13 protein-coding genes are annotated in these 22624 nt (G+C 68.2%); 12 read left to right on the top strand and 1 reads right to left on the bottom strand.

The genetic code is table 11. The features are described 5' to 3' along the window. From ABT336_RS21290 to ABT336_RS21260, 7 genes are all read left to right on the top strand, one after another. On the top strand, nucleotides 1–739 hold a 739-nt coding region (locus ABT336_RS21290; RefSeq protein ID WP_502891225.1), incomplete at its 5' end, for an NAD(P)/FAD-dependent oxidoreductase. A gap of 143 nt (nucleotides 740–882) precedes the next feature. After that, nucleotides 883–1338 carry a type 1 periplasmic-binding domain-containing protein gene (locus ABT336_RS21285; protein WP_350898380.1) on the top strand — a complete coding sequence of 152 codons (456 nt, stop codon included), beginning with the start codon at nucleotides 883–885 and terminating at the stop codon, nucleotides 1336–1338. A gap of 180 nt (nucleotides 1339–1518) precedes the next feature. Then, nucleotides 1519–12234, top strand: coding sequence for a LamG-like jellyroll fold domain-containing protein (locus ABT336_RS21280; RefSeq protein ID WP_350898379.1), 10716 nt, complete (start codon nucleotides 1519–1521; stop codon nucleotides 12232–12234). A gap of 159 nt (nucleotides 12235–12393) precedes the next feature. Further along, nucleotides 12394–13089, top strand: a complete 696-nt coding sequence (locus tag ABT336_RS21275) for a barstar family protein (protein ID WP_350898378.1) — start codon at nucleotides 12394–12396, stop codon at nucleotides 13087–13089. A gap of 143 nt (nucleotides 13090–13232) precedes the next feature. Then, nucleotides 13233–13604 (top strand): DUF4265 domain-containing protein, encoded by a 372-nt coding sequence (locus tag ABT336_RS21270; RefSeq protein ID WP_350898377.1) that lies wholly within the window; start codon nucleotides 13233–13235, stop codon nucleotides 13602–13604. 179 nt (nucleotides 13605–13783) lie between these two features. Next, nucleotides 13784–14032: a hypothetical protein gene (locus ABT336_RS21265; protein WP_350898376.1), complete on the top strand. Its 249-nt coding sequence runs from the start codon at nucleotides 13784–13786 to the stop codon at nucleotides 14030–14032. A gap of 1609 nt (nucleotides 14033–15641) precedes the next feature. Beyond that, on the top strand, nucleotides 15642–16544 hold the full coding sequence (locus ABT336_RS21260; RefSeq protein ID WP_350898375.1) for a WD40 repeat domain-containing protein: 903 nt from the start codon (nucleotides 15642–15644) through the stop codon (nucleotides 16542–16544). A 57-nt stretch (nucleotides 16545–16601) separates the two neighbouring features. Here the strand turns inward: ABT336_RS21260 and ABT336_RS21255 are convergent, their stop codons facing one another. Further along, nucleotides 16602–17264 (bottom strand): GNAT family N-acetyltransferase, encoded by a 663-nt coding sequence (locus tag ABT336_RS21255; protein WP_350898374.1) that lies wholly within the window; start codon nucleotides 17262–17264, stop codon nucleotides 16602–16604. Nucleotides 17265–17841: 577 nt separating this feature from the next. Here ABT336_RS21255 and ABT336_RS21250 point away from each other — a divergent pair. The 5 genes from ABT336_RS21250 to ABT336_RS21230 form a co-directional block, all read left to right on the top strand. Further along, entirely contained in the window at nucleotides 17842–19020 is a 1179-nt protein-coding gene (locus ABT336_RS21250) for a helix-turn-helix domain-containing protein (protein ID WP_350898373.1), read from the top strand. Between the two features lie 283 nt (nucleotides 19021–19303). Beyond that, nucleotides 19304–20539 (top strand): helix-turn-helix domain-containing protein, encoded by a 1236-nt coding sequence (locus ABT336_RS21245; protein ID WP_350898372.1) that lies wholly within the window; start codon nucleotides 19304–19306, stop codon nucleotides 20537–20539. Nucleotides 20540–20609: 70 nt separating this feature from the next. After that, entirely contained in the window at nucleotides 20610–21833 is a 1224-nt protein-coding gene (locus ABT336_RS21240; protein ID WP_350898371.1) for a helix-turn-helix domain-containing protein, read from the top strand. A 128-nt stretch (nucleotides 21834–21961) separates the two neighbouring features. Next, nucleotides 21962–22141, top strand: a complete 180-nt coding sequence (locus tag ABT336_RS21235; protein WP_350898370.1) for a hypothetical protein — start codon at nucleotides 21962–21964, stop codon at nucleotides 22139–22141. After that, a partial coding sequence (locus ABT336_RS21230; RefSeq protein WP_350898369.1) for a helix-turn-helix domain-containing protein occupies nucleotides 22128–22624 on the top strand: 497 nt, incomplete at its 3' end. The genes ABT336_RS21235 and ABT336_RS21230, both read left to right, overlap by 14 nt.

The following is a 22624-nucleotide window of genomic DNA, read 5'->3' as shown; positions in this document are numbered from 1 at the left end:
GTGGGCGATGACCCTGGTCGCCGGGCGCGCCGTCACCGGGGGCCGGTTCACCGCCGCCGTCCTGCGCGCCGCGTCGGCCCTCCACCGCCGGTGGCAGGTCCGCGACCCGCATCTGCGCGCCCGGGTCACCCCCACCGAACCGCTGGGCTGCAAGCGGATCCTGTTCACCGACAGGTGGCTGCCCACCCTGGCCCGCGAGGACGTCCACCTGGTCACCACGCCGATCGCCGAGGTGACCGAGACCGGGATCCGCACCGCCGACGGCGTCGACCACCCCTGCGACGTCCTCGTCTACGGCACCGGGTTCGCCGCCACCGAGTTCCTCGCCCCGATCCGGGTCACCGGCCGCGACGGCCTGGTCCTCGCCGACGTGTGGCGCGACGGGGCGCACGCGTACCTCGGGATGACCGTTCCCGGATTCCCCAACCTCTTCCTCGTCTACGGCCCGAACACCAACACCGGCAACACCTCGGTGCTCTACTTCCACGAGGCCCAGGCCCGCTACATCGTCCAGGCCGTCCGGCTCGCCGTCGCCGGAACCCCCCTGGAGGTACGCCCCGACGTCGCCGCCGCCTACGACCGGGAGGTCCAGGAACGACTCGCCGGTACGGCCTGGACGGGCTGCCGGAGTTGGTACCGCACCCCGGGCGGCCGGGTGGTCACCAACTGGCCGGGGTCGGCCGCCGAGTACCGCCGTCGGACCGCCCGGCTCCGTCCGGCCGACTACGGCCGCCCCTGACCCGGGAGTAGGGTGCGCTCGTGCGTGACGCTGGAGTCAGACGAGGTACCCGGCCGCCGCGTCCCGGTGGGCGTCCTCCCGGTCCTGTTCCCCACTGGCTTCCCGGCCGCTGGCAGTGGTGGGCGGCGGGCGGGTTCGCCCTGGTGGTGGCCCTTGTGGTCGGTTGGGCGATCTGGCCGAACCCCGATGCCGAACCCCGTCAGCGGGAGTACGCGGCGCAGACCGCCTGCCTGTTGACAGGGGCGGCCGGGGTGGCGGACCCGGCCGCCCAGCCGGTCTGGGCCGGTATGCAGGAGGGTTCCCTCGCCACCCGGGTCAAGGTGCAGTATCTGGAAGTGGACGGGGCGCAGACGACGGCGAACGCGGAGACCTTCCTCGCGAGCCTCGTACAGAGCCGTTGTGATCTTATTCTCACCGTCGGTGAGGCCCCGTCGGGGGCGGTCCGGGCCACCGCAGCCCGCTTCCCGTCTGCCCGTTTCGTCGCCTTCGGACCAGCCGAGGCGACCTCGAACGTGTCCGTTGTGGACGAGTCCGACCCGGAAAGGGTACGTCGGACGGCCCGGGACCTGGTGACCGGACTGTCGCCCGCAGCGGACTGAGGACTCTCAGCTTTCGCACAGGTTTGGCCGATCGGACTACTTGTGCCGCGGTCGATGTGATCCCCACACTCTCGTCGACGTTTCACGCTCAACGGGGGAGGGTCGGCCATGCGCCGATTCGGCGGTGCCATGCGCCGTGTGTCCATTGTGGTTGCGATTGTCTTCGGACTGTCCGTTGCGGTGCCACAGGGCGCGGTGCGACCGGGTGACGGGTTCCCCCTCACCTGGCTGACCTGGTTCACCCAACGGCCGGCCTGGTCGGCGGCGGGTGCCTTCGTCGGCCTCCCCGTGCAGGTCAAGGGTCGCGTCGGCGAGGTGGACCCGCACGTCCCGGCCTCGGCCACCGACGCCCGGACCGGCGCCGGTCGGGCACCGGAACCGGCCGCGGGCACGCTGGAGTCGTACCAGCCGCACCGGCTCGCCGTCACCCCCGACACCACAGGCGTCGCCGAACCGGGCTTCGACGCCCGGACCAGCAAGCGGGACCTCCGCCGGTCGACCCAACGCTCCGACGTCTTCACCAACGCCGACGGGTCGGTCACCCGCCGGACCTACAACCGCCCGGTCAACTACCGTGCCGCCGACGGCACCTGGCGTCCGATCGACTCCGACCTGACCCGCCGCTCCGACGGTCGGTTGCACGTCACCGCCAACCGACTCGGGATCTCCGTCGCCGGTGCCGCCCCCGCCACCACGACGTCGGGGACGCGGGCCGCCACCACCGCCCCGACCGACCCGCCCGCCGCCCACCGGGCCGAGGTGTCCGGGGCGTCGGAGCCCTCGACCGACCTGGCCCGGCTCACCCTCCCCGGCGGGGAGACCGTCGGGTACCGGCTGGAGGGGGCCACCGTCGGCACCCCCGAGGTGACCGACGGCACCGCCGTCTACCGGGACGTCCTCACCGACACCGACCTGGAGCTGACCACCTTCGACGCCGGCATCAAGGAGACCCTGGTCCTGCGCTCGCCGCAGGCCCCGTCGACCTGGGTGTTCCCGCTGCGCCTGACCGGGCTGACCCCCCGGCTGACCGCTGACGGCGAGGTGGAACTCCTCGACACCGACGGCAAGGCGATCGCCTGGTTCCCGCACGGATCGATGCAGGACGCCAACGTCGACCCGCACTCCGGCGCACCGGCCGAGTCCTCCGGGGTCACCTTCGAACTGATCACCGTGGCCGGAGCGCCGGCGCTGCGGGTGGTCGCCGACCGGGCCTGGCTCGACGACCCGTCCCGGCAGTACCCGGTACGGGTGGACCCGACGGTCACCACCGGGACGACCGGGGACGTCTACGTCGACAACGACTCCTCGACCACCAACCACAACGGCGACAACCTGCCCGTCGGCACCTACAACGGGGGAACGGTCAAGGCCCGGTCCTTCATCCACTTCGACGAGTTCGACGACGACGGGCTGATCGGCAAACGGATCACCGCCGCCAAGCTGCGGCTCTACCACACCTGGTCGTATGACTGCACCTCCCACAAGCCCTTCCAGGTGCGCCGGGTCACCCAGCCGTGGACGGTCGCGAACCTCACCACGGGCAACTACCCCGGCCCGACGGTCTCCGCCTCGATCGGGTCGCTGACCATCACCAACAACACCCCGGCCTGCAACAACACCGGGGCGAACCGGAGCACCGGCCGGTGGGCGACGGTCCCGCTGGAGGTCGACACCTTCAACGACTGGTCGACCGGCGGGGCGAACGAGGGGCTGGCGCTGACCGCCTCGGAGACCGACTCCACCGCCTGGAAGCGGTTCACCGCCGCCAACTACTCGTCCGGGGCGTACAAGCCGTACCTGGAGCTGACCTACAGCAACAACGTCGTCCCGCAGGTCAACCTCCGCTACCCGGGCAACAACGCGGTGGTCAACACCCTCACCCCGGAGCTGCTGTCGCGGGCCGTCGACCCGGACAAGTGGCCGGCCAAGGGGTTCACCTACAACTACGTCGTCACCGACGCCGCGACAAACGCCCTGGTGGTGAACTCCGGGTGGGTCGCCACCCCCGCCTGGACCGTCCCGACCGGGCGACTGGCCTGGAACAAGACCTACCTGTACACGGTCCGGGTCTACGACAAGGTCGGCTACAGCGCCGTCTACCCGGCGTTCGCCTTCAGCACCTCGGTCCCGCAGCCGGTCCTCACCACCAACCTGGCGCAGAACTCCGGCAAGGGCTTCGACCCGAGCATCGGCAACTACACCACCTCCGCCACCGACGCCAGCGTCGCCACCGTCGGGCCGTCCCTGTCGGTGACCCGCAGCTACAACAGCCTCGACACCCGACGTCACAACGCGTTCGGCACCGGCTGGTCGAGCATGGTGGACACCCGGGCCACCCGGGTCCTGGACGTCGCCGGGACCGTCCAGTCGGTGCTTGTCACCTATCCGACCGGGCAGGACGTCGCCTTCGGCCGCAACGCCAACGGCACCTTCACCGCCCCGAGCGGCCGGTTCGCCACCCTGGTCGAGACGAAGAACTCCGCCGGTACGGTCACCGGCTACACCCTGACCGACAAGGACGCCACGGTCTACACCTTTGGCCGGGCGGTCGGCACCGACGTGTTCAAGGTGACCCGGATCGCCGACGCCAACGGCCGGGCCCTGACCTTCACCTACTCCACCACCGGTCAGCTCACCACAGTAACCTCGGCCGCCGGTCGGTCCCTGCACGTCACCTGGTCCACCCCGACCGGGTCGACCCACCCGCACGTGGCGACGGTGACCACCGACCCGGCCACCCCCGGCGACCCGACCACCGCGGCCGTCTGGCAGTACGGCTACGGTGCCGGTGACCAGCTGACCCGGGTCTGCCCGCCGACCGACCCCACCCGGTGCGCCACCTACCAGTCGACCCCCACCTCCCAGTACGCCAACGCGGTGCTCAACGCCGGGCCGTACTCGTACTGGCGGATGGACGAGGCGGCCGGGACGACCACGGCGGCCAGCCGGGTGCTGAGCAACGCCGGTGTCGACAACGCCCGCTACACGAACGTCACCCTCGGCCAGCCGGCCGGACTACCCGGGTCGACGGCCACCACCGCCGGGTTCAACGGCACCAGCTCCCACGTCCAACTCCCCGGGAAGATCGTCTCCGAGGGGCAGTACCAGTCGGTCAGCATGTGGTTCCGTACCACCACCCCGAACGGGGTGCTGTTCAGCTATCAGGTCGACCCGATCAGCAAGGGCACCACGTCCAGCAACTACACCCCGGCCCTCTACATCGGCAGCGACGGCCGACTGCGCGGCGAGTTCTGGATGGGCTCGACCACCCCGATGACCACCGACGTCCCGGTCACCGACGGGAACTGGCACCACGTGGTGCTCGCCGGTGCCGGGGACTCCCAGCGCCTCTACCTCGACGGCGTCCTCAAGGGGACCCTGAACGGGACGATCTCCCTGCACGCCGGGGAGTCGGCGAACGTCCTGGTCGGTGCCGGTTTCGTCGGCGGCGGATGGCCGGGGCACCTCAGGTCGGGCACCTCCCCGGCGGTGGCCACCCACTTCACCGGATCCATCGGCGAGGTGGCCTTCTTCAACCAGGCCCTGACCGGGGCCACCGCCGCCGAGCTGCACGCCGTCGGGCGTAACAGCCACCCGGTGTTGAGCAAGGTGGTCCGTCCCTCGGGTGGGACGACCGCCGAGATCGCCTACGACACCGCCACCGGCCGGGTCGCCTCCCTCACCGACGAGAACGGCGGCACCTGGAACCTCGCCGCCCCGACCGTCTCCGGCAACAGCGACGTGTACGCGGCATCGGTCCTCGGTGCCAAGCCGGCCGACTACTGGCGACTCGGTGAGACCGAGGTGACCGAGGCGGTCAACGAGGTCCAGGGGGGCACCGCCACCTACGACACCACCACCCTCGGGGTGGCCGGGCCGTTCAGCGACAGTCGGGCCGCCTCGTTCAACGGCACTTCCTCTCATCTGGTCCTACCTCCCGAGGACATCCCGACGACCGGGCCGAACTCGGTGGAGATGTGGTTCAAGGTGCCGTCCGGCCCCACCACGGGCGGGGTCCTCTACGGCTACCAGGCCGCCCCGCTGGAGGACCCGAGCGTCACCGGGAACTGGACCCCCGCCCTCTACGTCGGCACCGACGGCAAGCTCCGTGGCGGGTTCTGGACCGGCAGCCCCACCCGGTTGGTCACCAGTGCCGCCGGGGTCAACGACAACAAGTGGCACCACGTCGTCCTCTCCGCCGGAACCAACACCCAGACCCTCTACCTCGACGGGGTCCCGATCGGGACGATCAACCACGCCCTGGCGGCGACCGACGCCGTCAACGCGTACGTCGGTGCGGGCAAGTGGTCAGGCAGCTGGCCGATGACCGGCACCCGGACCGTCGGCCACTTCACAGGTTCCGTCGCCGAGGTGGCGTTCTACCGGTCGCAGCTCACCGCCGAGCAGGTCACCGGGCACTTCGCGGCGTCGAAGCAGACCGCCCCGGTGGCGGTGACGATGCTCTCCGGGGTGGCCACCGCCATCGCCATGCCGGTCTCCACGGTCACGGTGACCGGGCCGACGGGGGAGACCAACTCGTACAGCTACGACCTGGTCAACGGCAACCGTCTGGTGGCGCAGACCGACGGGCTGGGCAACACCACCAAGTTCGGCTACGACGTCGGCGGGTACGGAAACCTCACCTACGACCCGCGCGGGGTGTGGTCCCAGGAACTCCAGGACGTCCGGGGCAACACCAGACAGGTCATCACCTGCCAGGACCAGTCCGCCGGCCGGTGTTCGTCGGTCTACTACACCTACTACCCGGACGCGACCACCACGGTCCTCACCCCGGATCCCCGCAACGACCTGATCCTGACCGTCCGGGACGGCAGGTCGGCGTCGGAGACCGACGACACCTACCGGACCAGCTACGGCTACGACGCGTTCGGCAACCAGGTCGGGATCACCGATCCGCTGGGCCGGACCACCCGGGTCACGTACACCGACGGGACCACCGTCGCGGCCAAGGACGGCGGGTTCGCCCCCGCCGGTCTGCCGGCGACGGTGACCACCCCGGGTGGGCAGGTCCAACGGGTCTTCTACAACGCCAGCGGTGACGTCGCCGAGGTGATCGAACCGTCCGGCAAGATCATCCGGTACACGTACGACGGGGTGGGGCGGGTCCTCACCGAGACCGAGGTGACCACCAACCACGCGACCGGGTTGACCACCGGCTACACCTACGACCTCCTGGGGCGGCCGGTCACCGAGACCGAGCCGGGGGTGACCAACCGGGTCACCGGCGCGGTCCACACCGCCCGGACCACCACCGTCTACGACGTCGACGGCAACGTCACCGAGGTCACCGTCGCCGACCTGACCGGCGGGGACGCCTCCCGGACCACCCGACACACCTACAACGGGTACGGCCAGGAGTCCTCGACCACGAACGCGGGCAACCAGACCACCACCTTCGGGTACGACGTCCACGGCCGGGTGGTGAGCGAGACCGAACCCGACGGGACCGTCAACACCAGCACCTACGACGCCGAGGGGAACCTGCTCACCTCGACGGTGAAGGACTTCACCGGCGACCCGAACAACCCGTCGAGCCCCCGTGACCTGGTCACCGTGCAGCGGGCGTACGACCCGGCGGGACGGCTGGCCAGCGAGACCGACGCGATGGGGTGGACCACCGCGTACACGTACACCGACAACGGGTTGGAGGCGAAGGTCACCCGTACCGACAACGACGGGCGGACCTTCCTCATCGAGGAGAACCGGTACGACGCGGCCGGGAACGTGGTGACCGAGGTGACCAACAACGGTCACACCGTCACCACCGCCACCTACGACGCGGCCGGTCGGACGGCCACCTCCACCGTCGACCCGGACGGCCTCAAGCGCAAGACCACCCTCGCCTACGACCTCGACGACAACGTGGTGTCCACCGTCTCCACCAGCGCCGACGGCACCGTCACCAGCGTCTCCGACGCGTTCTACGACCACGCCGGTCGGGCCGTCGCCGAGACCGAGTACACCTCCACCGCCCTGACCCCGGTGGGCAGGTGGAAGCTCGACGAGACCACCGGGACGAAGGCCGCCGACGCGGCGGGCAACAGCCCCGCCACCGCCGCCGGCGGGGTGACCTGGTCGACCGAGCGCGGGGGCTCGGCGGTCTTCGACGGGACCAGCGGCCACCTGGCCGCACCCCGGGTGGTCGACACCACCCGGGCGTTCACGGTGGCCGCCTGGGTGAAGCTCACCGGTGCGGGCACCGGCACCGAGCAGTTCGTCGTCGCCGCGCCCGGGGCGACCGGCAACACCGCCCTGAAGCTGCACCACCTCCCGGCCCAGAACCGCTGGCACACGGCGATGTCGGTGCGCAAGGCCGACGGGACGGTCACCTGGGTCAACGCGGGGAGCCCGAACGGCTCGGCCACCCCGGGGACCTGGACCCACCTGGCCGTCACCGCCGACCCGGCGACGAAGACCCTCCGGCTGTACGCGAACGGGACCCTCCAGGGCACGACCACCACCACCGAGGACTTCAACAACCAGTCCACCGGGCTCACCATCGGCGGCGCCGACGGGTTCGGCTGGTTCCCCGGTGCCGTCGACGACGTGCAGGCGTACCAGAAGGCGCTGTCGGCGGCCGAGATCTCCCAGCTGCGGGCGGGGACCGCACCGGCGGCGGACGCCCAGGTCATCCGGACCTCCCAGACCGTGGACTCCGACGACCTGCCGACCTCGGTGACCGACCCCAACGGCGACACCACCTACTACGGGTACGACGAGGAGGGCCGGGCGGTGCGGACCACCGCCCCGGCGGCCCTGGTCGAGCAGGCCGGGCAGCTCCCGGCCATGGCCAACGCGGTGACCCTGGTCGGCTACAACACCTTCGACGAGCCCACCGACGTCCGGGACGCCAACGGCAACTGGTCGGTCGTCGAGTACGACGCCCTCGGCCGGACGGTCGCCGAACAGGCACCGGCCTACACCCCGCCGGGGGCCACCGCCCCGATCGTCCCCCGGACCACCCAGACCTACGACACCGGTGGTGAGGTCGCCACCGTCACCGACCCGCTGGGCCGGGTCACCCACTACACCTACGACCAGCTCGGTCGGCTGGCCAAGGAGGTCGCGCCCAACGACGGGGCGACCACCTACACCTACGACGACATCGGCAACACCCTGTCGGTGACCGACCCGACCGGCGCGGTCAGCACCGCCACCTACGACTACCTGGGGCGGACCGTCACCTCGACGGACGTGGTCCGGCAGGACTCGACCCACCACACCACCCACTACACCTACACCCCGCAGGGGTGGCCGCAGCAGGTCACCACCCCGGCCGGGGTGACCTCCCGGACCGAGTACAACGTCCTGGGCGAACCGACTGCGGTCTTCGACGGGGCGAACAACCGGACCCGGTACGAGTACGACGCCGAGGGGCGGACCACCAGGACGATCCGGCCCGACAACTCCTACTCGACAGTCGAGTACGACCTGGCGGACCGGCCGCTCCGGACCGCCGAGCACGGGGTGACCGGAACCCTGCTGTCGGACCGGTCGGCCCGCTACGACCGGGCCGGGAACCTCGTCGCCTCCACCGACGCCAAGGGCACCACCGCCACCTTCGAGTACGACGCGACGGGCGTGGTCACCCGGCACACCCAGCCGATCTCCGGTTCGGACGCGATCGTCACCACCTTCGGGTACGACCTGGAGGGCAACCGGACCCGGTTCACCGACGGCCGGGGGAACGCCTTCTTCACCACGTACAACTCGTGGGGGTTGCCGGAGTCGCAGATCGAGCCGGCGACGGCGGCCCACCCGGGCGCGGCCGACCGGACCTTCACCCTCGCCTACGACGCGGCGGCCCGCCCGGTGCGGCAGCTACTGCCCGGCGGGGTGTCGGTGACCAACACCTACGGCGACCTGGACCAGCTCCTGCGGCAGGCGGGGGCGGGGGCGGAGGCGGCCACCACCGACCGCGTCTTCGACTACGACGTGGCCGGCCGGATGACGTCCTTCTCCGGGCCGGGCGGCACGAACAGCGTCACCTACGACGACAGGGGTCAACCCCGGTCGGTCACCGGCCCGGAGGGGAACACCTCGTTCGGGTACGACGCCGACGGGCGGGTCACCTCCCGACAGGACGCGGCCGGGACCACCACCTTCGGGTACGACGTGGCGGGCCGGCTGGCCACCCTCGCCAACCCGACGGCGGGGACGCAGCTCGGCTACACCTACAACACCCTGTCCCAGGTCACCAGGATCACCCACGGTGCCAACGGGAACACCCGCAACTTCACCTTCGACGCCTCGCACCGGATCGTCGGGGACGAACTGCGGACCCCGACCGGGACCCCCCTGGCGAAGATCACCTACGGGTGGGACCTGAACGACAACATCGTCACCAAGAACACCACCGGGTTCGCCGGGTCGGCGGACAACAGCTACACCTACGACCTCGCGGGCCGGTTGACGTCCTGGAACAACGGCACCACCAGCACGGTGTACGCCTACGACAAGGCCGGCAACCGGGTGCAGAACGGCGCCAAGCTGTTCAGCTACGACCAACGCAACAGGCTCCTCGACGCCGACGGGACGGGCTACCAGTACACCGCCCGGGGCACCCTCGCCCAGGCCGGCGGGAACGTGACCACCGCCGACGCCCTCGGTCAGGTGGTGTCGCAGGAGGCCGGCGGGGCCACCCAGACCTACTCGTACGACGCCCTGGGCCGGGCCGTCCGCCCCGGTCACGCGTACTCCGGGCTCGGCAACGACCTGGCCGGGGACTCCTCCTCGACCTACGTCCGGGGGCCGGGCGGCGACGTGGTCGGCACCACCTCCGGCGGCCAGCAGCGGATGGTCTGGACCGACCTGCACACCGACGTGGTCGGGCAGCTCACCGCCACCGGGACCACCCTCGCCGGGTCGGTCACCTACGACCCCCTCGGCAAGGTGGTCGTCTCCGGGGGACTGATCGGGCAGCTCGGCTACCAGTCGGAGTGGACCGACGCGGCGACCAGCCGGGTCAATATGCACGCCCGGTGGTACAACCCGGACACCGGGCAGTTCGACACCCGGGACACCGCCTCCAACAGCCCCCTGCCGGACTCGATCAACGCCAACCGGTACCAGTACGGCGACGCGAACCCGCTCACCGTGACCGACCCGACCGGCCACTGGGGTCTGCGCGACCTCGGCCGGGGTCTGCGGAAGGCGGCCAGCGCCGTCACCTCGACCGCCCGGTCGGCGTACTCGTACACGTCGTCGTACGTGTCGCGGGCCTCCTCGTACGCCGCGTCCTACACCTACTCGGCGTACAACTCGGCCAAGGCCAAGGTCACCAAGACCGTCAAGAAGGCCAAGGCCGTGGTCAAGAAGAAGGTCCAGCAGGTCAAACGCAAGTACGAGCAGGTCAAACAGCAGGTCAAGAAGAAGTACAACCAGGCGAAGCGGTACGTCAAGAAGAAGGTCGAGAAGGCCAAGAAGTACGTGGCGAAGAAGGTCGCCGCGGTCAAGAAGAAGGCAAAACAGACGATCGCCAAGGCCAAACAGGCCGGTAAGAAGATCGCTGCCAAGGCCCAACGGGTGGTCAAGAAAGCCACCACAGCCGTACGCGACGCCACCAACGCGACGAAGAAATGGGTCAAGGACCACAAGGACGTCCTGTTGGAGGTCGCCGCGATCGGCGGGGCGATCCTCGCCGGCATCGCCTGCACGGCGGTGACCGCCGGGGCCGGGGCGCTGGCCTGCATCGCCGGGGCCGGTGCGCTGATCACCCTGGCCAAGGACGCGGCGCAGGGCGACATCCACAGCATGGGCGACGCCCTGGGCTCCCTCGGGACGGGAGCGGTCGCCGGGCTGCTCGGCGGTGCCGGTGGGGCGATCGCGGCCCGGGTCGGTGCGGCGGTGGCGAAGAAGGCCGGCACCGGCCTGCTGGGCCGGTTGGCGGTCGAGGGTGTCGAGGGTGGGGTGGAGGACGCCCTGGGACAGGTCGCCACCACCGGCTCGTACAACCCGCGCGCCGCTGTGGAGAACATGGTGCCGGGGCTGGGCGCGTTGAGCCGCAAGGGCGGCGGTGGCGCCCGGTCGGGCGGGGCATCGCCCTCCTCGGGGCGGAACGCGGCGGGGGTCAGTGTCTCCGGTGGGTCGGGGTCCTGCCCGACGAACGGTCGTCGGCACAGCTTCGACCCGCAGACGCCGGTGTTGATGGCTGACGGGAGTAGTCGGCCGATCGAGGACGTCAACGTCGGTGACCGGGTGTTGGCGACGGATCCGGTGGCGGGCCGGTCGGAGCCGAAGCAGGTGACCCGGCTGCATCGCAACGTGGACGAGGACCTGACCGACCTGACGGTCCGGGACCAGGACGGTCGGGTGACGAAGGTCGAGACGACCTGGCACCACCCGTTCTGGAACGACTCGAAGCGCAAGTGGACCGACGCGAAGGACCTGAAGCCGGGCACGCGGCTCCTGGTCCGGGGCAAGGGCGCGGTAACCGTGGTGGCGGTGCTGAACAAGCTCGGCACCGAGGAGATGCGCGACCTCACCGTCGCCGACATCCACACGTACTATGTGCTGGCGGGGCAGACTCCGGTTCTCGTTCACAACAACAACTGCCCCAATGGGAAGCTGTCGGATCCGCTTCCGCAGGGGATGTCGAAGAACTTTGTCAACGCGTATGACGACATCAGGGCCGGAAGCGGTGTTCCGCAGACGGATCCCTCCACGGGGGTGCAGAAGGTATTCCAAGGCAAGGCGACGCACGAGAAGCGCTGGGCGGGTGCGCTGGAGTATCGAGTTCCCGGCACCAAGGGGGACAATGCCAGAATTCTAGCGAAGACCCTCCCTGATGGCCGGATGGTGATGGGGTGGACGAATGACCACTACAAAACCATCAAACCCTTCACTGCGCCTCACTTCCCTGATGCTGGCTGGTAGTGGAGGAAAATAACTATAGCGGAGAGTCCGCAGAGGTCGATAAAACCTCTGCGGACTCTCCGCTATAGTTGTTCTGGTCCGACGCGTGAGAGGCTAGGAATGAATAAAAATGGTTCGGCTGGTCCGCTTTACCACCTAGTTGAAGAAGAGTCCGGGCGGGTGCTTATCGCGGCTCGCGAGATCGATGGATTCTTTGTCGAGTCGGATCACGTGGAGTCAGCAGAAATTTCGATCCTCGGTTCGGCGCGAGAGACACTCCGCCTCGGCAAAGACCTCTCTAACGTGGAATTGCGTGTGGTCAACCTGGCCGGCAAGGCGATTGGGTCCTATTACATAGGGCGTGTAGGGCTTCAATCAACGGTTGAAGATAAAGAATGCGCGGGGCAGGCTCGTTTCGTCGTGACCTTCTACGGTCATGCATGCCCGTACGCCGCAGCAGCGACGATCTGGCGTCGGTGGGCTTCGCGAAGTCCTCTCGTAAAAGGTGAATGGATGGGATATCCCGTGGAATCTCATGCCAGCTGGCTCCACGTGGTTCAGAATTCCTGGTTCGAGACGGGACATGCGGCCAAGAGGTATGGCGCCGGAGGAATCGGCGTGCTCGACGGCAGACGCATCTTGGGAGAGAGTAGCTTCTATTGCGAACTTGGTGAATCAATTAATGGATTGGGCGGATATTTTGGATCCACTCTTGACGGGCTTGCTGATTGCCTTGCATCCTCCCGGATCGCTGGTGCTCCGCTCGGGTTGGTGTGGGAGCATTCCTCCGCTTCGCAGGAGAGGATGGGCGCCGCGCTGGCGGTGTCCGCCATTAATGTTCTACGGGAATTCGGCGTGGACGTAACGCTCCGGTAGTAGCGATCGAATTCTGACGGCGTACTTGACCGCTTCCTCCCGGTCTGGGTCTTTGAATGTGACGACAGACGCCCTTGTTAATCATAACTGCTTATCGACGCGAGGCATCTAAACCTGGTCAGTCCCTGACATAAGGATCGAGAGTGAAACAAAACCAGAAGAGACCGCCGGGGATGTTTAAGGTTGCGTTCGACCTGCCGCAGGTCAATGCTACGTGGCCACCCTTCGATGCTGAGCGAATCTGGGCAAAGAAGACCGCCGTGCCTTATCGGCTCGAGATTCGAAATATCCCGTTCTTTGTGCAAGGATTGCCGCTTGGCGATTTAATTCGCGCGAAGCCGGATCAGGGGCGTCGGGAATTGGTTTTTGATGGCCTCGTGCGTCATTCGGGGCATTCGACAGTGCGTGTCATATTGCGGGACAAGAAGTCAGAAACGCGTGATCGTGTTCTCGGATTGGTTCAAGAATCTGGGTGTGGCTGGGAGTTTGCAAATGTCGACTTCCACTTGCCGTAGATATCCCAGTGGAGGTTGACTACCATGCGCTCAGATCTGCTCTGGTGAAATTCGTATCATTACGATCAATGGAAGTCGAGGAGGCTTTTGTTGCTGCCGCTCATGCGGGTCAAGTTGAGCCGTGAGGTATGGTGGGTCTTGTAACAGGCATCAAGGCCAGAATTGGAAGCTCCTGAGTCGTGATTGCAGACGTTCTCTTCAAGGCGTTGCTCTCGGTTGTGGCGATATTAGAGGACGGCGCAAAGTTCGGGCTGGATTCTCATGCGGCCGTCAACGCTTTGGAGAGTGTAGGTTTCGAGCTGGATCAGATGGATGATCGGGAACGGCAGGAATTCGCTGAAGTTGTAGAGCGAGTCGCTTCGTCGGTTGACCCAGAGCAGCGCGATTGGGTTCGTGGCATTCCGCGTAATCTGGGGATCGAAATGTAGAAGATAATGCTTCATGATCGATGGCGTTCCGACTCGCTCGCTACTATGGCTCTGTGAGGTGGTAGGTCTGAGAAGTCCGTAAGGTCGATATAAAACCGCTGAGGACTCTCCGTTGCAGTTTTTCTGGTCCGGCGCGCGAGAGGCTAGGGGTGAATAAAAGGGGTTCGGCCAGCCCGCTTTATCACTTAGTTGAAGAAGAGTCCGGGCGGGTGCTTGAAGCGGCTCGCGAGATCGATGGTTTTTTTGTCGAGTCGGATCACGTGGAGTCAGCAGAATCTCGATGCTTCTCCTCAGAGGGGAGTCGAGTTTTCAAGCTCCAGGTCTGTTCTTGAAGCGTTGTCGAGCGACGAGGACTGGATCGATTTTTCTCGACGGACTGAAAACGCTGTCGCTGCAACATCCCTCTTTGTCTGAAGGAATTGTACAGATCAAATGGAGGCACATTTCGACTATCCCCGGTCGGAAGGTGGGCTGAGGAGAGGCATGGGAGACCGTTCAAAGTTGGAGCGAGCGGGACTCGTCGTCGAAGGCGCGGACCAACGTTCCGTATGTCTGACGCCTGCCGATCTGTGGCCCCTTGTGGCTCGGGTCGATGTCGAACCGCGCTTTGTAGTTCCGGACGACGATCCTGAGCAGTTGGAGACAGTGGCGAGGTTGTGGTGTCAAGTTGTGAGGCAGGAGGGGATCATCGGTCCTGCCTCAAGATTCTTGATCAGTGTCTCCGGTGCGGGAAAATTGGACCAATCATGGGATCTTGTAGAGATTCCTGATGAAGGCATTTTTGCCCTGGGGGAGCTCGGTCTTTATCCGGGCGAGCCCGAGTTTGTAGCCGCTGCAGTAGATGGGCAAAAATTCTTTGCAGTGACCACCGAGGAGGACGGGATCTGGATCTCTGCTCTAGAGTGCAGCCACCTTGAGTGCCGGGTTCGAATCTAGAAATGCCCAACCAGCGGCACCGGACCTGACCAGGTCGATCAAACTTGATCTGAATCTGGTTGACTTTCCTTGACACCTCGTCTGGCTCGTGGATCAGGCCAGAGCCTCGGCAAAGTCGTGATGGTGTCCGACTTGTGGGTCTTGGGGTAAGAGCGCCGTTGGTGGTGGCAGCGAAAGGGCTGGTTTCATGTTTGATCAGGTTTCCTCGGTGCGCGCGATAGCGGTCTCACCGGACCTCGGCTGGGTCGTGGTCTCGGAACGATCCGGAGTGCATCTGTGGGATCTGAGGACTGGTTCCCACCTGGCCGAACTTCCGGGCCTGTCGGGACCCGCCCACTCGTTGGCGTTCTCGGCGGAGTCGGCCGACCTGGTGATGGGTGGCGCAGAGGGGGAGGCCGCAGTCTGGAGCGTAGGCGGAGGATGTTCCCACCTCGAAGGGCCTCCGGCGGCGACGTGGGCTGTGGCGATTGATTCGACGAGGAAGTACGCGGCGGGGGCCGGGGACAGGGGCGAGCTGGTCATCTGGACCAGACGCAGTGGCAGGCATGAGGCTTTTGCGGGAGAGTCCGTACACATTCCTGGTTGGAATTTTGGGACGGTCCGTGCTCTTGCCTTCGACGAGGCTCGGCCCGGTCGGCTTCTCGTCGGCTTTCATTCCGGTGCGGTGGCCTGGGTGCAGGCCGGTGATGCCGGAGCCCTGGAGCTTCTGCGGCCCGTCGGGTCTGGGCCGGTCCGAGCGGTCGCCGTCGGCCCGTCCGGGCGGGCTGTCGCCGGTGACAACCTGGGGATCGCCCGGCTCTGGTTGGACGGGGCGTCGCCCAGCTCCGATCTTTCCGGCCACCTGGGTCCCATCACCGCTGTCGACTTCAGCCGCACCGGTGAGTTGGTGGTCACCGGAGGCGCCGATCGGACGGTCCGGCTCTGGCATGCCGCATCAGGCCGTCCGGTCGCTGTGTTGCGGGGCTTGAACGGTGAGGTGATGGCGGTCAGGTTCTCGGCGGACGGTACGGAGGTGGCGGGGTGCGACGGGGATGCCGTCGTGGCGGTCTGGTCGGTCGGCGGTGGGCAGCCGAGGCGGCGGATCCCCTGTCGGCGGGCGTCACCGATGCCCATGCCCGATGGCGGCATCCGGCCGTGGCAGGTGGAAGCGCTGCGTCACGACTGGGAGAGCATCCGCTGTGGTTGCCGCAGAGGGGCACGGCATGTTCCGGGGAGCTTCGCGGAGCTGGTCCGGGCGCAGACGGAGGAGGAGGCCAGCGGGAGAGGGCTGGTCAACGACGTCGAAATTCAGGGCATGCTCTTCGAGGCGGCGGTCCCGGTCACTTCCATGATCCTCGCCGCGCTCGCGGAGGAGCCCCTGTCGTTGCGGGCGCGTCAGCGGATGCTGGACCTGCTGCTTGCCTGTGTGGACGGCGAGTCTCACCACAGCGAGGCGTTGGAGGGACGAACCCACCTGGCGGAGACCTGCCGAGAGCGGGCGAGGACGGGCATGTCGGTGCTTCACCGGGAGATGCGTGACGAGAGGATCCCGGGTTCCGCCGCTTTCGTGCGGGAGATCCTCGACTGCCTCGATTGACGCATGAGCGGTCCGCTTCCGTCTGTACGGCTCGCGCGGGCGGCGCAGATGGTGCCGTCACTGCCGACGTGGCTTGGTGCACGGGAACGGCGTCCGGCCGTCGTCTCCGGGGGCACTGCGCCACATCTGCAGGATCGCCGGCCCCTCCTCGGGCAGCGCGATCGCGGGGCCGGAGCTGTAGCCGTGGCGGAGGTAGAGCCGCTGGTTGTTCCTGTTGCTGGCCTCCAGGTACACCGGCAACCCCAGGTCGTCGAGACGACGGTGATGGTCGGCGAGCAGTGCCGCACCGATCCCGCGATTCTGCTGGGTCGGGTCGACAGCGAGAAAGGCGAGGTAGTGGTGCGGCTCGTCCGGCTGGACCGCGTCGAACATCTCCTTCAGCACCATGAACCTGGGTGTGTACGCACCAGCAATGCGTTCCACCGCCCTCAGCCGCGCGAGGTCGTCTGCGGGGGTGGGGGTAGGGGCAGGGCCGAGCCGGGAATACCAGATGGCCACGCCCGTCCGGTCGGAGGTGGTGTAGACCTGCCCGTGGTCGAGGCCCTGATGAAAGGCGTCGGTGAAGTAGCGCTGGTAGACGGCGCGGCGGTCGGCCTCGTCGGGAATCAGCCAGTTGGCGACGGGTCCTTCGTGGAACGCCGCGGCGAGCACGCTGATCAGTGGTCCGGCATCGGCCTCCGTGGCGGGGCGTACGACAAGGTTCTCGTCGATGGTGGTCACTGTTGCTCCCTGGCGGCGGGCAGACGGATGGCGTCGGGGCATCGGAGCGGACAGGGCGAGGTCGTTGCCAGCCCTCGCCCGAACTTCAGGCGGGGTCGGTGGCGACCGGAGCAGCGCTCAGGCAGTGCCGCAGCGCGGTGTCGTCCCGGCGCAGAGGGCTGCCTGTCGCAGCGGCGAGTCCGGAAGTGCACGCGCGAAGAGTAGTGAACTCTCGCCCAGGTCTCCACCGCCGCATGGTCGTCGCTACGTGTCCCCTGCGCGGTCCGCCCGGGACATCGTGCAGTCGAGCACCGATGGCCGACGTAGGGCGATGAGCACCGAACCGGCCGAGTTTGCCCCGTCGGTGGGTTTACGTCCTGACCGTCCCATCCGGGCCTACTAACGTGGAGTTAGGAAGGCGATACTGTCTCCGCTCTATGTTCGGGGACGCGGTGACTTGGCCATGATCCAGGTGAACGGCCCAGTCATCGTTGCCAGGCCCAGTCGCCCGGAAGGCAGTGGTTGGACCGCCGGGCCTGCGGCACCGAGTGTCGGACCCGGCTACGTAGGGTCCGGATGACCTTGTGCGGGAGGATTCATGGCCGACTACATCGGCCTGCGCATCGCCCGGTGGCGGGACGCCAACGGCATGACCCAGCAGCAGCTCGCCGACCGGATCGGCGTCACCGACGCCTACATCTCGATGATCGAGCGCGGCCGCCGTCCTGTGACCAAGCGGTCCACGTTGATCGCCCTGGCCTCGGCCCTGGGGGTGGGTGTCACCGACCTCACCGGTCAGCCGACCGCACCTCGTAGCGGGGACGAACTGGCGGTCTACAGTGCGGTGCCGCAGTTGCGGGGGGCACTCGACGACGACTTCGACGGTGCACCTGTCGGGCTCGACGTCCTGTCCGGGGCTCTCGACGAGGCGATGCGGGCGCGGATGGCCTGCGACTACCCGGTTCTGGCCCGTACCCTGCCGGGTCTGGTCAAGGGTGCCCGACAGCTTGCCGACTCCGGTGATGCGGCAGGTCCGGGTCTCCTTGTGCGGGCAGCCCTGACCACCGCGCTCGTGATCAAGCCTTTCGGCTGGGTGGACCTGGCCGCACGGTATGCGGAGCGGGCAGAGCTGACAGCTCGTAGGCTCGGGCCGGTCGAGCAGGCAGCAGCCGCGTTCGGGGCCGCGCAGGTGGCGTTGGCGTCGGGCACTCCGGGCGGTCGGCGACGGTCGCTCAGGACCGTGGTGCGGGCGGCGGAGCAGCTCGGCGACGACGGCGACGACGCGTTGCTCACCTGGTACGGCATGCTCCACCTGCACGCTGCCCTGTCCGCAGCGGCGTTGGGCACCGGCGATCCGGACCTGCACCTGGCCGAGGCGGCGGAGGCTGCCCGGCGTACCGGATCCGACCCCTGGCGGATGGAGTTCACCGAGGCCAATGTCGGAATCTGGCGGGTCGGGGTGGCTGTCGAGAACGGTGCACCTGACAAGGCTCCGCAGTACGCCCGGCTGGTCGACCGGTCGAAGATCCAGACCGCGAACCGTCGCACCCGTCTGCACATCGACGCTGGGCGGGGTTGGTACGCGGTCGGCGACACGGACCAGGCCATCCGGTGTTTTCTGGAGGCGGACAAGGCCAACCCGGCCGAGCTGCGCTCCCGCCCCAGCGTCCGAGAACTGGTGGGGCAGATGGTGCGAGACGCCCGCCGGAACGGTTCTGAGCCCCTGCGGGACCTTGCTGTCCGGATGGGGTTGGACCCCTCGACGGGGGTCACGTGACCTGAGGCAGGGCTGGTAGGACCTGCGCGGCAGGCCGAAGCCTCATCTTTCCGCGCCATGTGCGATGTGTCCGGGTAAGGGATGTCCTGGTCTGCGGTCGGGCATTCTGCCCCTGGTTTGTTGCTGCCACAGCGTCAATCTTGCTGTGGTGAGGAGCCGGTCACGATGCGTGCGCTCATCTACTGAGAGTGTCGGCTCGGTGCGCTAAGGTGACCGTCCAAAGTGGCGCAAAGTGGATCAATGACCCATTGGGCGTGGTGGATGACACCACGGGGAGGTAGTCGTGGAACCCACTATCGGTGAGCAGCTTGCCCGGATTCGTCGTCAGTCCAGCCTCACGCAGGAGCAGCTCGCGGAGCGTTCCGGGGTGAGTGTGGAGGTGATCCAGAAGTTGGAGCAGGGGCGGCGTAAGGGTGCCCGGATCCCTACCTTGAATCGGTTGGCCCGGGCGCTTGAGGTGCCGACCAGTGCGTTGTTCGGTGATGCGTCGTCGGCGGCGGCGGATCGGGAGCCGCATGCTCGGCCGCTGAGTCTGGTGGGGATCCGTCGGGCACTCACCCCGGTCGCCGGCCTCGACGGCGTCCCGATCCTCGGAGACCAGGACGGCCCACCACCCACTGTCGCCGTGATCCGCCGGTCCGTGCAGGCGGCGAACACCATCTACCACGCGAACGACTACGCATCGACGATCAGCCTGATCCCGGGGCTGCTGGGCGAGGCACGAGCCGTCGTCGCCGCCGTCGAGGGTGACGAGCAGGCACAGGCGCACAGCGTGGCCTCCTATGCTCACCAGCTTGCCGGTCGACTGCTCATCCAGCTGCGGCAGGCGGATCTCGCGCACGTCGCGCTCAGCCGAGCTCTCGACCATGCCCGACTCAGTGGTGATCAGCTCGTCGGTGCGGCAGCCGTCGCGCCGATGTGTTGGTTGTTGCTGCGTCAGGCGCGGTTCGCCGAGGCGGAGGCGTTGGCAGTGCGGACCGCCGACGAGGTGGAGCCGAGGCTGTCGACCGCCGGACCGGATCAGTTGGCGGCCTGGGGCTTCCTGCTGATGAAGGCGGCGAGTGCGGCTGTCCGGGACGCCCGGGCTGACGACGCCCAGGAGATGTTGGATCTTGCGATGTCCGGTGCCCACCGGCTCGGAAGCCATGTCGTGCCCGACGCCGATCTGGGTGGCAACGACTACTCCGTCGAGGGTGTCCACCTCGTGCGGGTGGAGTCGGCGGTGATCGCGGGCCAACCGGACCACGCACTCGCACTGTCGAGGGAGGCGCACCGTTCACCGCAGACGACTCCGTCCGGTCGGCAACGCCACCGGCTCGACGTCGCCGCCTCCCACGTGGAACTGGGGCAGCACACGGCGGCGACCGAGGTCCTGTTGGACCTTCGGGATCGGGCACCGGCCTGGCTCCGGCAGCAGCGGTACGCCCGGGACATCGTGCAGTCGATCACCGAGGGTCGACGTCGGGCGATGAGCACCGAGCTGACCCAGCTCGCCGACCTGGTGGGCTGCTCGCTGTAAGCCCTACCCCCTAGATGAGGCCGTGGTCGGTGGCCCGGCCCACCCACACCCCTGCACGCGGGAGGCAGTCGTGGAACCCACTATCGGTGAGCAGCTTGCCCGGATTCGTCGTCAGTCCAGCCTCACGCAGGAGCAGCTCGCGGAGCGTTCCGGGGTGAGTGTGGAGGTGATTCAGAAGTTGGAGCAGGGGCGGCGTAAGGGTGCTCGGATCCCTACCTTGAATCGGTTGGCCCGGGCGCTTGAGGTGCCGACCAGTGCGTTGTTCGGTGATGCGTCGTCGGCGGCGGCGGATCGGGAGCCGCATGCTCGGCCGCTGAGTCTGGTGGGGATCCGTCGGGCACTCACCCCGGTCGCCGGCCTCGACGGCGAGTTGATGGCCCTCGACCTGACGGAGTCACAGTTGACCCTGGCGGCGGCGGAACAGGCCGTCGCGGACGCGAATCGTTCGTACTACGCGAACGACTACGCCACGACGCTGCGGACCCTTCCGGCGTTGCTGGCGCAGGTCCGCGCCCTGGCGTCGGTTGGCGTCGGCGACGACCAGCTCGCCGCCCACGCCGTCGCCGCCGATGCCCACCAGGTCGCGGGGCAGCTGCTGATCCAGTTGCGTCAGGTCGACCTGGCGCACGTCGCCCTGACGTCGGCGTTCAACCACGCGTGCGCGTCCGGGCGACGGACTGTGGAGGCATCGGTCATCTGTTCGTTGACCTGGTTGACCCTGCGGCAGGGGCGGTTCACCGAGGCGGAACGGCTGGCGGTCCAGACCGCCGACCAGGTGGAGCCGCGACTGTCGACCGCCTCCGCCGAGGAGGTGTCGGCGTGGGGTTGGCTGTTGCTGAGAGGCGCGGCTGCCGCCGCCCGTGACGCACGTGACGACGCGGCGGCCGAGATGCTCGCCCTTGCCGATGCAGGGGCGCGTCGCCTGGCGAGCCGGGCTCCGACCGTCGGCGGGTTCACCACCCACGAGGTTCGGGTGATGCAGGTGGAGGCGGCTGTGATCGCCGGTCAGCCGGACCGGGCGCTGGAGCTGAGCGCCGGTGCCCTCCGGCAACCGGGGCAGGTCTCCACAGCGACGTGGCAGCGTCACCGCCTCGACGTGGCCTCGGCCCGGGTGCAACTGGGCCAGTACGCCGGGGCGACCGAGGTCCTGGTGGACCTCCGGGATCGGGCACCGGCGTGGCTCCGGCAGCAGCGGTACGCCCGGGACATCGTGCAGTCGATCACCGAAGGTCGTCGTCGGGCGATGAGCACCGAGCTGGCCGAACTCGCCGCCCTGGTGGGGTGTACGTCCTGACTCGTGCAGGTTGCCCGGGTGGCGGGGGATTCGAACGGCAGTCGACCGCTCCGCACCTGGGTCGCGACGCTCGGTGACGCGATTCTCTGATGGTGCGACCACTCAGGTCGCGATCGGAGGGGATGGCGATGTTCAAGCGGATGCGGCGACGGGGCGGGGATCCGGGGTCGGCTGGGGCCGCCCAGCAGGCGGCCGAGCACGAGGCGGCGCGGCAGCGGATCCTGGCCGAGGCCGAGGCCGAACGGACCCCGGTGGAGGACACCACCCGGGCGGTACCCGACCGGCGGTGGCGACGTGCGCAGGGATGACAACTCGGTGCCGGTGGGGCGGCGGGTCGCGTACTGGCGGAGTCGGCGCAACCTCAGCCAGCAGCAGTTCGCCGACATGGTCGGCAGGTCGAAGTCCTGGGTGGACAAGGTGGAACGGGGGGTCCGCCGCCTGGACCGGGTCTCCGTCCTGCACGAGATCGCGGCCGCACTGCGCCTGGACGTGGCCAGCTTCGTCGACCCGGTGGAGGCCGACCGGGGTGATCGGGCCGCCCCGGTCGGCCCGTCGGTGGTCGAGCTCCGGTCGGCGCTGGCCCGGTACGACACCGGTGTCCGGTCGGCTGCCGACCCCCGCCCGATTCCGCCGCCGGCCCGGCTCCGACAGGCCGTCGACCACGGCTGGCTCTCGTTGCAGCACGCGGCGTACGACAGGTTGGTGCGGATGCTGCCGGGCCTGCTGGTCGACGCCCAGCGGGCTCGCGCCGACCGGCGCGACGAGGCGACGGCGGGGCTGCTCGGTGAGGC

The sequence above is a fragment of the Micromonospora sp. NPDC000207 genome, assembly GCF_040300925.1.
GTDB lineage: Bacteria > Actinomycetota > Actinomycetes > Mycobacteriales > Micromonosporaceae > Micromonospora.
The sequence above is the reverse complement of the archived record's forward strand: the minus strand, read 5'-3'. Positions and strand labels throughout refer to the sequence as shown.

Coding starts and splice junctions, on each gene's coding strand:
- ABT336_RS21235 (WP_350898370.1), top strand. CDS start 21,962: ATGTTCAAGCGGATGCGGCGACGGGGCGGGGATCCGGGGTCGGCTGGG.
- ABT336_RS21250 (WP_350898373.1), top strand. CDS start 17,842: ATGGCCGACTACATCGGCCTGCGCATCGCCCGGTGGCGGGACGCCAAC.